The organism is Phenylobacterium sp., assembly GCF_030679875.1.
Lineage (GTDB): Bacteria > Pseudomonadota > Alphaproteobacteria > Caulobacterales > Caulobacteraceae > Phenylobacterium.
This window is the reverse complement of the sequence record NZ_JAUXSP010000021.1, coordinates 1-13,955: the sequence shown is the minus strand read 5'-3', so window position 1 is coordinate 13,955 and position 13,955 is coordinate 1. Positions and strand designations below refer to the sequence as shown.

Sequence of the window (13,955 nt, the reverse complement as noted above, 5' to 3'; positions counted from 1 at the left end):
TCGGGGAGGTTGGCCAGTAGGACTGCGCCTCCGCCGAGCACCCCCAAGCCGACAAAGATGAGGCTACGGGAGGGGTGATAGGTTAGCTGCTTCGCTATCGGTGAAATGGTGCGGTTCAGGGGCGGGGCTTCAGGCTCACCTGGGGGGTCTGGAATGTGACTCATGGTCTGACCTCTGCGGATTTCAGATCTCGCGTGAGGGACTGCGAGGCCGTTCCGGTCCGTTCAGCGCCGCCGTAGGGACTGAAGGCCTCGTTGAAGAGGCACAGACGCCGCTCGCCCCTACGCAACCGCAGCCGCTTGGCCACGAGGTGCACAACGAGGAACTCGTCTTGAATATGAAACGGGACCAGCCGCTCGACCCCCTCGGCGCTGATCTCATAAATGCTCGGGACAGGCTGCTGAGCGGGAAACCGCAGCAGCGTGAAGCGGCCATTGTCAGAGACCTCGAAGGGCTGCAGCTCCAAGGCCCCCTGGGCTGAGTAGGCGAAATTGCGCGGGCCCTCGAACGGGGCTGCCTGCAGGGTCTGCTCAACGAGGGCGCGGTCGCGGGCCTCAGCGGCGGCTAGCGCTGCGGTGAAGTCCGCATCTTGCGCCTGACGGGGTTTGGTCAGGCGCAGCTCGAAGGGGGTCGACTGACTGGTCGTGGCGAGCGTCAAATCGAACCGGTAGTGCTGGGCGCCCCCGCCGGCTTCGGCGGTGACCAGGAGGTTGGTGGGTTGGGCGTCGTTCAGCGGCTTGAGAAAGAGGTTGTTCCCATGGACAGCCACCTCCCAACCTCGCGCTTCCCCCATCACCACGTGTACAACCTGCTCCTCACTGGGCAGCAGAATCTGGGTGGCGTAACCGGGCCGAGCCCTAACGGGGATCACATCAGCCTTGCTGACATCGACAACCGCGATGCGGGGATCGGTTGCGTCTAAGGGCGCCGTAGCGGCCGGGAGCGCGACGAGTATGCAACAAGGAATGAGCATGCCGAGTACCAGTCGGGTCATGGGATGACCTCCGGGTCGGCCCGGTAGCTGGAGACTTGAAAACCGAGGGGATTTCGAAAACGGTCGGCTTCGGCCATGGGCGCGTCGGTGTAGTGAAACGCCACCGTGGCGATCCAGTCCGACGATGTGGCCGTGGCGCCAAATCGTTCCAGCCGGTTGAATCTGACGCTAGCGACATTGGCGCTGACGAAGCTGATCGCGCGAATTTCGATCTCGGCTTCGGCGGCGGGGCCATAGCGATTTTGCGGGCTGCTGGGGTTGGCCGCTTCGGTCAGGGCCGCCCAGCGCTGTTGTTCTGCTGGGGTGGACATGATCGCCACCTGGCTGAAATCGGCTGTGGCTGCCGGCGCCAACCAGCCCTCCCGCGCGCGGACATACTGGGCCAGGAAGTGTTTGGAGACCGCCTCGTCATAGGTCAGCGGTCGTTCAGACGTCAGGGCTGTCATGACGTCCACCGCGCCGGTGGCGCGGTCGACGCGCACGACAAACGGCTCAACGGTCTTTAGGGGCGCCAGGGCGGCCACAGCGCTCACGGCGAGGCCCGCCACGACGGCGGCGACGGCCGCCATCACCCAGGCGAACCTACGAGATCGCTCCGCGGCCTGGACCTGGTCGGCGCTCCAACTGGCCGCTTCAGCGAAATAGGTCTCCAGATCTGAGGATGGAACGCCGATCATGGGACGACGTCCCCCGTGGCCGTCTGCATGTTGGGTGCGGGCGGCGCCGTCGCCGGCACGGTGGTCTGCCGACCATGGCCTAGGACTGAGCCGTGTAGGTTGACGGGCCGACGCGCGCCCTCGCCGCAGCCCGGCTCGCCAGCCAAGGCGGCGCATCCGGCGAGCAGCATTAGGATCAGACCTGGGGCGATGAGGGCCGGGACGTGCCGTATCTCTTTCATCGACGACCTCGGTTTGCGTTGAGCAGGTAGTTTCGCGAGGTGGCGGCGGCGTTGGCGAAGTCAGCGATGCCGGCGCTTGCGCCCCCGGCGATCCCTGAGGCGATCGCTGGCGTCTGTAGGAAAAAGATCATCGCCAGCAGGCACAGCGCCACGAAGACCAGGCCGCCCGCCACGGGGTCGCCGCCCTCGATTCGGTCCCATTGGCCAGCCACCATCGCCGGCACGAGCTGCAGCACTGCTAGGATCAGGGCAAAAAGGATCAGGTAGTTGATCGCTTGGGCGAGCCACCCGAAGAAGAAGCGCCGGGTCGCGTCAAAGAGCGCGCAGGCGATAAAGATGGGGCCAAGCGCGATCAGTAGGGCCAGCGCAAGTTTGGCCAGCAGGGTCACCCCAAACCCCAATGCCGCGGTCAGCGCAGCGGCCACATAGATGACCGCCGACAAGATCCAAGGTCCAAAGTGCGTCCAACTGGCCTCCTGGGCGACGTTGTCGGCGAGAAAGGCCGCCCGGGCGTAGAACTGGTCGAAAGCCCCGCCAATGTCAGCCACACCGCCGCCGCCCACGGCGGCTGCCAACGCATTGGGCAGTCCACGAAAGAGCGGCTCAGTCACATAGGCCTGGTAGGCGACCGTGGTGGAGAGCAGGGAGATAATGGCGAGCTTGATGCTGCGGATGGCGAAGTCGAGCACGGGTTCAGTGATCGCGCCGCGCACGATGGCGATCCCATAGAGGGTGACATAGAGCACCAAGGCCGAGCGCAAGGCCGGCGCGACTTCAGCGGTCATGACGCTGAGGCGCTCAGTGAGGAAGAGTTCAAGCCGGTCCTCGACGAAGAGGTAGACCGGGCCGAAGACCTCGAAGGGCTCATCCATGGGGAAGACCCTGACGACGCGCGATCATCATCATGGCTGGAAGGTCGCGGCATAGGCCGCCATGCGCCGGCGGCGGGCCAGGGCGGTGCGTTCCTCTTCGGCTTGGGCGAGAGCGCGAGCCTCGGCGGCCTGGGCGAGCTGCAACGTCTGAAGCCGAAGGTGATCATTGGCGAGCCTGGTCTGCTCCAGAGCAGTTTGCGCCTGCAGGTCAAGAACGGCGCGCGCCGAGGGCGCAGACGCCAGAGCGCGGTCCATCGAGGCCAGGGCGCCGTCGCGTTCAGCCAGAGCCGCTGCGAGACGCTCGGACAAGGCCATGTCCCTGGCGACTCTTAGACCAGACGCCTCCAGGCGCTGATCGCGCTCATTCTCAGGATCGGGCTCGAGCAGCCGTTGATCTTGCCGCAGCTGGCGGGTTCGTTCTGCGAGGTCGCCAAGGTCTTCGAGAGCCGTTTGGCTCGCCCCAAATACGTCGCTGTTCGGCAGGGCTGAGCGCCAGGGACCCTGGTCGAGGAGGGCTGCGATGTCGTCGATGCTCGAGGCCTCGTCCAGGGTCTCGACCAACCGGCGCCCCTGCTCGACCTGCGTCCGAAGGCTCTCCAACTGATCAAGGGCCGTTTTGGCTTGCTGCACCAGCTGAACGTAGCTGGTCGGGTCATGGACTATCATCGCGGCTGGGGCGGTGGCGGCGGCCAGCCCTGTGAGGGCGAGAATGCTCGCGCCTAGTCGAACCTTCCTCATGGGAGGCTCCTCCTCAGCTTATGGAACTCTGTCAGCCAGGCCTGCGGAGGCTCCCCAAGCTCAGCTCGAAGGCGTTCGGCCAGGGCGACGGTCTCGGCGCGCCCGGAGAGGATGGCGATCTCATCGTCCATCCCAGCGAGGTCGAGGCTGACAACGACGGAATCTCTACCCTGCTTGATCAGAAACTGCCCGCCCCCGGGCGCCATCTCCTCGCGCACCAGACGGAACTCTTTCTCAGTCAGACCAAACCCCTCGATGTAGTCGGACTCACTGGCGAGCGGGTTGGGCAGATAGATCTTGGTGGGGCATTGCTCCAGCAGGGTGTGGGCGATCGGTGACCTGAGCACATCAGCTGGAGACTGGGTGGCCAAGATCAGGAAGGCGTTCTGCTTGCGATAGGTCTTCAGCCCGTCCTGGGCGAGGCCACGAAAGGCCTCGTCTCCCAGCGCCTTCCAAAACTCGTCGATATCGATGACCAGCCGGCGTCCATCCATTGAGCTGTGGAGCCGGTGAAGCAGACACATCAGGAGCGGGGTCCGCACCTGCGGCTCATCCAGGACCCTGGTGATGTCGAAGCCCACGATATCGGCCTGCAGGACGTCGCTCTCGCCATCCCCATCCAAGACCCACCCCAAACGTTGGCCCGCGCACCAGGGCGCGAGGTTCTGGCTGATGCCGTCGGCCTGGCCTTGAACCATGAGGCTGCGCAGGGCGGCGAAAGAGCGCGCCTGAGGCGCCAGCGGCTCCAGTCCAGCAATGGCGCTGTCGATCTCTCGCTGCATGCGCGGCGTGAGAACCGGCGCGCCGCCCACGAGTTCTGCCACCAGCCGTCCCAGGAAGGCGCGGTTGCTCGGGGTGAGCGATAGAGTCTTGAGGGGGGCCAGGCCGCTCGGACGGTCTGGAGCAAAGTCGAGATAGGCGCCGCCGCGGGCGCGAATGAACAGCTCGCCCCCACGGTCCTTGTCGATCAGGATCTGGCGGGGACCCAGGCGCTCCAGCTGGCCGAGCAGGAAGTTCTGGACGACCGTCTTGCCAGAGCCCGTGGGCCCGCAGATGAAGGTGTGGCCCACATCGGCCACATGGAAACTGAACTCGAACGGAGAGCCGGCCGAGCTCCGAAAGGTCGTGACCGGAGCGCCCCAGTGCAGCTTGCGGCCTTGGCCCGTGGGGTAGGTGTGGAAGGGCGCAAAGGCTGCGAAATTCCGGGATGTGATGGGCGCGGGTCGAGGACGCCAGCTGAACTGGCCAGGGAATTGAGCCCAGAAGGCCGGCTGCAGCCCCAGATCCTCGCGGACAGCGACCATGCCCGTGTCTGCCAGCCGGGCGCGCATGTCAGCCAGGTTCTGCGCCAGATCGGCAGGACCGCGGCTTCGCACCAAGACAGAGGCGTGGTGCTCGCCCATGACGAAACGGTTGGAGACAAGATCGTCAAGCGCTTCGCCCAAGGCTTCGACCTGAGAGCCGGCGCGGTCGCGGGTGGAGCGAAACTGTCTTTGCTTACGCTCCATCAAGGCCGTGGCGCTGGCCTTGGAGAGGAAGGTGAAGCTGTGGCTGATCACCAGCGGGTAGGGCGCCCGCAGCAAGCCATCCCACATGCCTGGCCGGGTGCGCGCGGGGTATTCCTTGATACTGAAGACGCCGGCGAAGGACGCGTCGGCGACCTGTCTGACTTCCAGCGCCTCACGACCAAAGATGAGGCGGGCTCCGGTGAGCGCACCGCTGGCGCGCCCGCGGATCAGAGGAATGCGCGCAGGCTCCCCCGTCAGGATCAGGTTGATCAATTCGAGCGGCTCAGACCAGGTCAGGCCATCGGCCTCATAGAGGCTCAGGGTGCGCGGGCTATACCGAGCGAGGAGCTTTGAGAGATCTTGGGCTGCGCGCTCTAGCAGCGAGCGGGCTTCGTCCTGTTTCCCTTGTCCCTGGCTCCGCGACGGCGTGTTCAGTCGGGTCTCGGCAGGGGGCTTCCAAACCAGTGTCAGGAAGAGTTCATTGAGGAACATCTTCTCCGCCCCCAGCCGGGCTCGGTAACCGTCATCGAGCGCGCGGGAGAACCCGGTTACGACGGGGCGTGGAGGCGGCGGGGCGTAGGGACGCCGCACGATGTGATGCCAAAGCGCCAGCCGGTCATCGGCGATGTTGCGCCAGACATTGTTAAGCTGGCCGATCTCATCGTTCAGGGTTTCGAGGTCGGCGGTCTCGAAGCTCGCGCCCTCCAGCTGAAGGCAGACCATCAAGGCCTGGGTCTCAAGGCCTACGACCTCATCGGTGATGTGCCGCACATAGGGCAGGGCCTGGGCGAGGCCCCCTATCCTGGCGCGCGCACTCGGCGCCCGCCTTTGGGCGGAACGTAGTGTGGTGGGGCGGCTAGCCACGGAGGGCCTGCTCGAGACTGCGGCGGCTAAAGACGGGGGCTGGCCCTACGCTCGCGCCGCCCCAACCTGCGTGCTCACAAAGCCGCGCTTGGCTTTGCAGGAATAGCCAGAGCAGGCGAAAGGCGAAGGGGTCATGGCGGCAAACCTCGCGTGCGACCGCATGAATTGCTGGGGCGATCAGCAGCCAGCCGGGCGAGTTCGCTATGAGGAAGACTGCGCAGGTAAGGATGAGGTTTGCGCCGATCGCTTCCATCGGCGCGCCCGCAACCATGGCTGGCCGGGTGCAGGCCAAAAAGAGCGGCTCATCCCGCAAGCGACCATGCGGCGGCATCGTCAGCCGGCTCCAACGATGAGATCGACGATCGCAGCGGCGCTGAAAATCACAATGATTCCGACCACAACCGTGCCGGCTCGGCGCATGTCGATGTGCCCGAACATCCAAACAATCCCCGTGAGGATCACCGCGATGGTCGCCAGACCCCGAATGACGCTGCTGTTAAGGAGATCGACGATGTTCTGGATAAACCCGCCGATCTGCCCCCCAACCCCTGAGCTCTGCGCCAGGGCCGGCCCCGCTGCGATGAGGCTGGCCAGCAGCACGACGGTCGCCACGCGCCGGGTCGCCCTACGACCCAACCCCGGCGCGGGCTTGACGGCGGCAAGGGGGCGATGGGTACGGCGGGGCTTTGGTGCAGATCTGATCATGGGGGCCTCCATGATCTGCAGCCTGCCAGCGCTTCTCGGGCGCGCAGATCCGTAATCCTACGGGTTGCCGCGCCGCAGCTGCCCTGTCCTGCGATGTCCGCAAAAGTTCAGTTTAGCCGCCGAGCCAACGCGACGGCTGGCGAGCGCCCCTTGCGTGGCTATGGCGCTAAGGTACTCATCGGGCAGCCCATGGTGAGCAGAACATGACAACCGAACTCGACGCGCAGACCGACCCTTTCACCCACGGCCGTGTCACGGCTGCTGTGCTGATCATTGGCGACGAGATCCTGTCGGGGCGCACCCGGGACACCAACCTCGGTGATATCGCCAAGTACCTTGGCGCCTTCGGGGTTGAGCTGGCCGAGGCGCGCACCGTCTCTGATGTGCAGGGTGAGATCATTGCGGCGCTGAATGCGCTGCGCACCCGATATGACTACGTGATCACCACTGGCGGCATCGGCCCGACCCACGACGACATCACCGCCGACGCCGTAGCCGCCGCCTTTGGCGTCGAGCTCTATGAGCACCCCGACATCCTGGCCATGATGACCGCTCGCTGGGGCGTGGAGATCAATGCGGCGCGCCGGCGTATGGCCCGGGTGCCGGTGGGCGGCGAACTGGTCAACAACCCCGTCCAGGGCCCGCCGGGCTTCTCCATCGGCAATGTTTTCGTGCTGGCCGGGGTGCCGCAGATCATGCGCGGGATGCTGCAGGATGTGGGGCCGAAACTGAAGGGCGGAGCGGTGGTTGTCTCGCGCACCTTGCGGGTCGACGGGTCTGGCGAAGGCGCCATAGCCGCCCCGCTGGAGATCCTCGCCAAGGCCCATCCGGCCCTGTCGCTCGGCAGCTACCCCTTCTATGGGGCTGACGGGTTCGGTTCAAACCTGGTCATCCGGGGGCGTGACCCCAATGAGGTCGAGGCCACCCTCACCGAACTGATCGCTGTCCTGGCGGAGGCTGGCATCACCCAGGTGCAGGTCGTGGAGATCCCCGCCTAGGGCGGACATGCGCGCAGGCCGTATGGGTCGTCCTGCTCCCCGGCCTCTATCCGGCGGAGATCTCCACGGGCTGGGCGCGGCCTTGGTTCGGGGGGAGAGCCGGCCGTGCCCGGCCTTGGCGGTAGGTCTGGGCCCGGGTGGTCTCCAGGCCGTCCAGACCGTGACGTTCAAAGAGGGCCAGCCAGCCAGCGATCTCCTCGGCCGACAGTCCATAGAGGCTGCGGGCGCAGGCGCCTGACGCATGGCGACGGATCTGACCGCCGTCATAGAATTCCTGGCCCTCCATCACCCGGCGGGCCTCTTCCAGGGCGCCGACAGGCAGGCGGGATTCGTCGGCCTCCCGGCTGGTGATGACCACAGTCTGGCGCGAAATGGCGAGGTGGAGCATCAGAGGCCGGCTAGAGCCTCCGACCCGGGCTGCCACCGACTGCGAGTTGAGGTCCAGCCCAGGGTCCATTCGGCCCGGAACTTCAGCGCGATCGTGGCGAAGGTGTCGAGCAGACAGTATTAACCCACGTAAGTCGTCCGGAATGCGCCATTCTGAAATGGGTCCCGAGCACTGGGAACAAGGCCGCCGTCAGGCAAGAGGCTGGCGACAAGAAATTCGCCTAATAGGCGAACGTTCTGCGCTCAACACCCAAGCGTGGGCTGCAATCTCTGATGGTGTCGGTCGATCCGTGGACACATTCGGACACATGCCTGAAACAGGGCGCGTAGAGCCTGCATGAGGCTGAACGGCGCCCGACTTTGACGCCTGTCGCCCCCTGACCGAAGGGAAAGGCGAGGTTCGTCTAGGTTCTCGCGCATTCAAGTTGTAGACCCCGAGGCCATGCTCGAGACACCCCTGGTTAAAGATACCGACCGCGCCCACCTTGCCGACCGTCGGCGCGTCGGCGGCCCCCTGCGGATCGCCTTTCTCTCCTATCGCTCCGATCCCCGGGTCGGCGGTCAAGGCGTCTATCTGGCCCAGGCCGCCCGGGCCCTGGCCGCCCGCGGTCACAAGGTCGATGTGCTGTCGGGGCCGCCCTACCCCGACCTGGCGACGGGAATCGGTCTGGTGAAGATCCCTTCGCTTGACCTCTATGCGCAGCCCCACAACGGACATCTCTCGCTTCGCCTACGGCATCTGATCAGCTGGACGGACCTGGCCGAGTATTTCGGGCATCTGACGGGCAAGTTCATGGAGCCCTACACCTTCGGCCGTCGCGCAGCCCGCTATCTGCGCGCCCATGCGGCCGACTATGATGTGGTCATCGACAACCAGTCCCTCGGCTATGGTCTGCTGGACATCAAGCGGGCGGGCCTGCCGGTGGTCGGCGTCATCCATCACCCCATCCGCCGCGACCTGGAACTGGCGCTGGACGCCGAGCCCGAGGCCAAGGTGCGCTGGCTGATTCGCCGCTGGTACAGCTTCTTGTCTATGCAGGAGCATGTGGCGCCGCGGCTCGACCGGGTCATCGTGGTGTCGAAGAGCGCGGGCGCCGATGTGGCCGCCTATCTGAAGGTCTCCCCCGAACGGATGACCGCAATACCCCTGGGTGTTGACCAAACGGTGTTTCGCCCGCAGCCGGATCTGCGCCGGCGGGAGCGGCGCATCCTGACCACCGCCAGCGCCGATGTGCCGCTCAAGGGCCTGGGCATTCTGATCCAGGCCTATGCCGATCTGCTGGCCGCCTATTCGGACCTGGAGCTCGTGGTGATCGGCAAGCTGAAGCCGGACGGTCCGACGGGCAAGCTGATCAACAGCCTCGGGATTGCTGATCGCATCAGCTTCATCAGCGACCTGAGCGGAGAAGAGATGGCCGAGCAGTACGCCCGGGCGACCATCTGTGTGACCCCGTCCCTCTATGAAGGCTTTGGCCTGCCCGCCGCCGAAGCGATGAGCTGCGCCGCGCCGGTGATCGTCACTGACGGCGGGGCCCTGCCCGAGGTGGTGGGCGAGGCGGGGATCGTGGTTCGCCGCGGTGATTCCGGCGCCCTGGCGACCGCGATCGCCCAGCTTCTGGACAATCCGGCCAAGCGGCTCTCGCTAAGCGAAGCCAGCCGACGACGGGCCCGGGAGGTCTTCTCCTGGGACCGGGCAGGTGCGGCCTATGAGGCAGTGCTCGAAGATGCGGTGATCGCGGCGTGCTGACTGTTGAGATGAACCGCCTGGGCCTGCGTCCGGGTGACTGGGTGCTTGATCTGGGATGCGGCGAGGGCCGCCACTGCCACGGGGTCCATCTGGAGGATGGCGTGAACGTCGTCGGCCTCGACATGGACGAGGCCTCTCTGCGCAAGGCCATGGCTGGCGTGTTCCAGCTGCCGCCCCCGGAAAACCCAGGAGCTTGCGCCTTTCTGAAGGGGGACGCCTATCGGCTGCCTTTCGCGGACGGAACCTTCGATGCGGTGATCTGCTCAGAGGTGCTGGAGCATCTGGACGATTATCCCGCGGCGCTGGCGGAAATCCGTCGGGTGCTGAAGCCGGGCGCCGTTTTTGCGCCCACGGTCCCGCGAGCCTGGCCTGAAACCCTTTGCTGGAAGCTTGCCCCAGGCGAGGGTGGCTACGCCGACCAGCCGGGCGGACATGTCCGTATCTTCCAGGAGGACAGCCTGCGCCGAGAGATCGAGCGCCTGGGCTACCGGTTCCTCGGTCAGCACTACGCGCACGGCCTGCACAGCCCCTACTGGTGGCTGAAGTGCGCCTTCTGGAACCGACAGGACGACCATCCGCTGATCAAGGCCTATCACCGTTTCCTGGTGTGGGATTTGATGGAGAAGCCCCCCTTGACCCGTGGCCTTGAGGCGATCGCCGCCCCACTGATGGGCAAGAGCGTCGCCTTCTACTTCCGCAAGGCCGCCCCTCAGGCGACGGGCCCCTCATGAGCGCTCCGCGGGCCACACGCAAAGCCCCGATGCGGCGGCGCGACCCCCTAACCGGCGCTGTGCTGTGCATGCTGGAGGCCCAGCAGGGCGATGGGGCGATCCCATGGTTCGAGGCCGGACCTTGGGACCCGTGGAACCACGGGGAATGTGTGATGGCTCTGGCCGTCGCCGGGGAATGGGACGCCGCCCGCGACGGCCTCGACTGTCTGGCTGCGCGCCAGGGCGCTGACGGCGGATGGCTGGGCGAGTATGGCAACATGTTGCCCATGGCTGACCGTCTGCATATGGCCAGGGTCCGTCCGCCCGCCTTTCGCGACACCAATTTCGCGGCCTACTGCGCGGTCGTTGTCTGGCACCGCTATATCCTGACCGGGGACGCGGCCATGGTGCGGCCCTACTGGCCGATGGTGCGAGGCGCGATTGATTTCGTCCTGTCGCTGCAGCATCCGCCGGGCGATGTCTCCTGGTCCGCCGAGGCGCACATGACCAGCGCCGATGACGCCGTGCGGGCCGGTTGTGGGTCCATCTACAAGAGCCTGGAGTGCGCTTTGAGCCTCGCCGATCTCATGGGCGAGCCTCAACCCCACTGGGTCGAGGGGCGCTCACGCCTGGGCGATGCGCTGCGGACCCGGCCAGAGCGCTTCGACCGCACGACTGATCGCTCCGGCTTCGCCATGGACTGGTACTATCCGATGTTGGGCGGGGCGCTTGCCGGTCCGGCCGCCCTGGAGCGACTTGACGCCGGCTGGACCCGGTTCGTCGAGCCCGGCGTCGGCTCCCGCTGCGTCGCCGACCAGCCCTGGGTGACGGTGGCCGAAACCTGCGAACTGGTGATGGCCCTGGTTGCGCTGGACCGGCCCGTCCGGGCCGTCGAGCTTCTGACCTGGCAGGACGCCCACCGGGACGCCGACGGTGTCTACTGGATGGGCTGGCAATTCCAGGAGGCGATCATCTGGCCCGAGGAGCGGCCAACCTGGACGCAAGCCGCCGCGATCCTCGCCCACGACGCGGTCTATGACCTGACGCCGGCCTCCCAGGTCCTCGTGCGCCACGGCTGAGGACGTCGGACGGGCTAGTCCTCCAGGGCGCTCGTCTTCGCGTGGGCCTGTTTACTCTGCTCGTAGCCCTCATCTGCGCGCACCTCCCCGATGCCCACCGCGAGCAAGCCGAGGATCACGCCCGTAAGATTGGCCAAGATATCGCGGACCTCGAAGCGTCCCGGCACGAGCTGAGCGAGTTGAAGCAACTCCAGGCCAAGCCCGAGGCCGAGGACAATGAGGCCTATGAGCAAGAGTTGTACTCTCGGCAGAGCCGCGCTGGCCAGCATGACAAGACCAAGCGCAATGAGCCCGTGCTCGAGGGTGTCGCCTGCAATTTGAAGGCGCGCGGCGTGGTGGTTTGGCTCGAAGACAATCGAGATCGCCCAAGCCAAAAACATGATGAGTGCGGCGCGCGACGCAAGCTGAAGCATGAGCCGCCTTAGCACCCTGCTTGTGAACAACAATCCTGGGTTCTCCGCCAAGGCGTCCAACAGAGCCCTATTACCCCCGTCTGACGAGAATTCGACCAGTGACGCGCCCAAGATGGTCGCTCAGAACTGGTCAGGGGCGCCGACCTCCACGCCCCGTCGCGGCGGCGCATCGCTGGCGTAGGATCACATCCGACGCAAGACGCGCAGACTCTTTACCGCCTCGACCTCGGCGAAGAGATCCGAAGCCAGGGCCCGCTGGTAGATTTCGAATGGCGGCCTGCCGCCGTCAGCCGGATCAGGGAAGACGTCATGGATGGCCAACAAGCCGCCCGGCGCGAGGTGTGGTGTCCATCCGCGGTAGTCAGCGAGCGCCGCCTCCATGGTGTGCCCGCCGTCGATGAACAGGAAGCCCAGGTTTCCGCCCCAGCGCGCAGCAACGGCAGCTGAGCGCCCAACGATTGGGATCACCGTCTCTTCCAGGCCGGCAGCCCGCAGGTTTCGGCGCAAATGGGGCAAGGTGTCCATGGCGCCTTCAGCCACGTCCCAGAGGTCGGAGTCATGATACTCCCAGCCGGGCTGGTTCTCCTCCGATCCCCTGTGATGATCGATGGAGAACAGGACGGCGCCGACGCTCTGGCAGGCGACGCCGATATAGATAGCCGACTTGCCGCAATAGGCGCCGATTTCCAGGCAAGCGCCGCGCTTGGCCCCTTCGATCGCCGCACGCTGCAGGGCTGCGCCTTCCTCTAGATCGAGGAACCCTTTGATCTGATCGACATCCAAGGGCAGTGGCAGGGGCAGGTCAGCCATGGTTAAGCTTCCAGATTAGGGTGCGGCGCAGACGCTTCGCACATAGACGGCTTCGCGTCAGGATGCGACGGAGGGGCTCGTCCTTGGTCAAGGTTCGGAGCAGTTTCCTTGGGGGAGGGAGCCATCACCGTCATGAAGCCGCTGTTCTACGACAAGCCGGTCACGATCAGTCTGCAGCGCCACGGCGCGCTTCAGCTTCGTGCGCCGATGGATTTCGGTTTCGCCAGGGCAACAAACGCCGTGCCCCTGACTCTGGCTGAAATCCCGCTTGCCGCCCAATGGTACCCCATCGCCTTTTCCGCGGGCGAGGCGGCCCGACCTGTAGCGATACTTGGGCTGCGCGAAGGTGAGAATCTGTTCGTCGATGACGAAGGCGGTTGGCGCGAAGGGGCCTATGTCCCGATCTATGTGCGCCGCTATCCCTTTATCCTCCGCCAGGAAGACGACCTGGTCGCTCTCTGTATTGAGGAAGCCGATGATGTGCTGCTCCCTAGCGGCGGCGCGCCGCTCTTCGCCGAGGGAGAACCCGCGGAATTGCTACAGTCGGCTATGCAGTTTTGTCGCTCCGCTCAGGCTGCTGAGCGGGCGACCATCCCCTTTGTTGAGGGGCTAAGGGCGCTGGGTTTACTGGACGGTCGAACGGCCACGATCGCCATGCCGGACGGGGGGAAGGTATCCTTGTCCGGCTTCCTAACGATCGATGAAGCACGATTGCGGGGGCTCAGCGACGACAGTTTTCTCGAACTCCGCCGGCGGGGCTGGTTGAGCGCCATTTTCAGCCAGATTCAGTCGACCCTGAATTGGGGCCGGCTCGCTGACAGAATGTGCGCGGTCGCCGCGGCCTGATTGGCGGCCTACCGGCTTCTTCAGGAGTCTCCCTGAGGCGTATGCCAGCATGATGTCCCGCAACGCGGGGGCAACCATAAACCATGGCTCGACGCAGTACCTGCGCCAGAGTCTGACGGGATCATGCGCCAACCGGTACAACCACTCGAAGCCAGCTCGGCCCATCCAGCGCGGTGCTGCCTTTTGCACGCCGGCCTCGTAGTCGAACGCAGCCCCAACTGAAAACACCGCGCACGGCGGGAGATGCGTACCCCTCCGCCGTCGGCCGCCTTGCTGAGGGGTAGCCTGGACGTGATGCTGCGCTCGTAAGGAGACCTTATGAGCGCTCATAGCTGTGCAGCATGGCCCATATGACGTTGATGACGGGGCCCGAGCGCCGTCGTCGT

15 protein-coding genes and 1 pseudogene are annotated in these 13,955 nt (G+C 65.5%); 5 read left to right on the top strand and 11 right to left on the bottom strand.

What is annotated here, in order from left to right; genetic code table 11:
• Positions 1–160: 160 nt before the first annotated feature.
• The 7 genes from Q8K84_RS13545 to Q8K84_RS13515 form a co-directional block, all read right to left on the bottom strand.
• Entirely contained in the window at positions 161–994 is an 834-nt protein-coding gene (locus tag Q8K84_RS13545) for a TrbG/VirB9 family P-type conjugative transfer protein (protein ID WP_305283223.1), read from the bottom strand.
• Positions 991–1,671, bottom strand: a complete 681-nt coding sequence (locus Q8K84_RS13540) for a virB8 family protein (protein ID WP_305283222.1) — start codon at positions 1,669–1,671, stop codon at positions 991–993. Before Q8K84_RS13540 ends, Q8K84_RS13545 begins: the two co-directional genes overlap by 4 nt.
• Before the next feature lie 217 nt (positions 1,672–1,888).
• A complete protein-coding gene (locus tag Q8K84_RS13535) occupies positions 1,889–2,764 on the bottom strand; it encodes a type IV secretion system protein (protein WP_305283221.1) in 876 nt (291 codons plus the stop codon).
• Positions 2,765–2,794: 30 nt separating this feature from the next.
• The gene (locus tag Q8K84_RS13530) at positions 2,795–3,502 is read right to left on the bottom strand and encodes a type IV secretion system protein (protein ID WP_305283220.1); all 708 of its coding nucleotides are present in this window, start codon (positions 3,500–3,502) and stop codon (positions 2,795–2,797) included.
• Positions 3,499–5,874 (bottom strand): VirB4 family type IV secretion/conjugal transfer ATPase, encoded by a 2,376-nt coding sequence (locus Q8K84_RS13525; RefSeq protein WP_305283219.1) that lies wholly within the window; start codon positions 5,872–5,874, stop codon positions 3,499–3,501. The genes Q8K84_RS13530 and Q8K84_RS13525 overlap by 4 nt, the downstream gene beginning before the upstream one ends.
• Positions 5,867–6,205, bottom strand: a complete 339-nt coding sequence (locus Q8K84_RS13520; RefSeq protein WP_305283218.1) for a type IV secretion system protein VirB3 — start codon at positions 6,203–6,205, stop codon at positions 5,867–5,869. The genes Q8K84_RS13525 and Q8K84_RS13520 overlap by 8 nt, the downstream gene beginning before the upstream one ends.
• Before the next feature lie 2 nt (positions 6,206–6,207).
• Positions 6,208–6,486 carry a TrbC/VirB2 family protein gene (locus tag Q8K84_RS13515; RefSeq protein WP_305283217.1) on the bottom strand — a complete coding sequence of 93 codons (279 nt, stop codon included), beginning with the start codon at positions 6,484–6,486 and terminating at the stop codon, positions 6,208–6,210.
• Between the two features lie 296 nt (positions 6,487–6,782).
• Between Q8K84_RS13515 and Q8K84_RS13510 the strand changes: the two genes are divergently transcribed.
• Complete coding sequence (locus tag Q8K84_RS13510; RefSeq protein WP_305283216.1) at positions 6,783–7,577, top strand: molybdopterin-binding protein; 795 nt, start codon at positions 6,783–6,785, stop codon at positions 7,575–7,577.
• 46 nt (positions 7,578–7,623) lie between these two features.
• Here Q8K84_RS13510 and Q8K84_RS13505 read toward each other — a convergent pair whose 3' ends face one another.
• Positions 7,624–7,965 (bottom strand): DUF1153 domain-containing protein, encoded by a 342-nt coding sequence (locus Q8K84_RS13505; protein ID WP_305283215.1) that lies wholly within the window; start codon positions 7,963–7,965, stop codon positions 7,624–7,626.
• A 441-nt stretch (positions 7,966–8,406) separates the two neighbouring features.
• On the opposite strand from Q8K84_RS13505, the gene Q8K84_RS13500 reads away from it, so the two are divergent.
• From Q8K84_RS13500 to Q8K84_RS13490, 3 genes are read left to right on the top strand one after another with little or no spacing between them, the layout of a single operon-like run.
• Complete coding sequence (locus Q8K84_RS13500; RefSeq protein ID WP_305283214.1) at positions 8,407–9,711, top strand: glycosyltransferase family 4 protein; 1,305 nt, start codon at positions 8,407–8,409, stop codon at positions 9,709–9,711.
• On the top strand, positions 9,705–10,442 hold the full coding sequence (locus tag Q8K84_RS13495) for a class I SAM-dependent methyltransferase (protein WP_305283213.1): 738 nt from the start codon (positions 9,705–9,707) through the stop codon (positions 10,440–10,442). The genes Q8K84_RS13500 and Q8K84_RS13495 overlap by 7 nt, the downstream gene beginning before the upstream one ends.
• Positions 10,439–11,500 carry a hypothetical protein gene (locus tag Q8K84_RS13490; protein ID WP_305283212.1) on the top strand — a complete coding sequence of 354 codons (1,062 nt, stop codon included), beginning with the start codon at positions 10,439–10,441 and terminating at the stop codon, positions 11,498–11,500. Before Q8K84_RS13495 ends, Q8K84_RS13490 begins: the two co-directional genes overlap by 4 nt.
• Positions 11,501–11,514: 14 nt before the next feature.
• Here the strand turns inward: Q8K84_RS13490 and Q8K84_RS13485 are convergent, their stop codons facing one another.
• Positions 11,515–11,913 (bottom strand): hypothetical protein, encoded by a 399-nt coding sequence (locus Q8K84_RS13485; RefSeq protein WP_305283211.1) that lies wholly within the window; start codon positions 11,911–11,913, stop codon positions 11,515–11,517.
• 183 nt (positions 11,914–12,096) lie between these two features.
• Positions 12,097–12,723: a class I SAM-dependent methyltransferase gene (locus Q8K84_RS13480; protein WP_305283210.1), complete on the bottom strand. Its 627-nt coding sequence runs from the start codon at positions 12,721–12,723 to the stop codon at positions 12,097–12,099.
• Between the two features lie 132 nt (positions 12,724–12,855).
• Between Q8K84_RS13480 and Q8K84_RS13475 the strand changes: the two genes are divergently transcribed.
• Positions 12,856–13,569, top strand: a complete 714-nt coding sequence (locus Q8K84_RS13475) for a SapC family protein (RefSeq protein WP_305283209.1) — start codon at positions 12,856–12,858, stop codon at positions 13,567–13,569.
• A gap of 51 nt (positions 13,570–13,620) precedes the next feature.
• Here Q8K84_RS13475 and Q8K84_RS13470 read toward each other — a convergent pair.
• A pseudogene (locus tag Q8K84_RS13470) lies at positions 13,621–13,812 on the bottom strand (WecB/TagA/CpsF family glycosyltransferase); the annotation flags it as partial.
• Positions 13,813–13,955 lie beyond the last annotated feature (143 nt).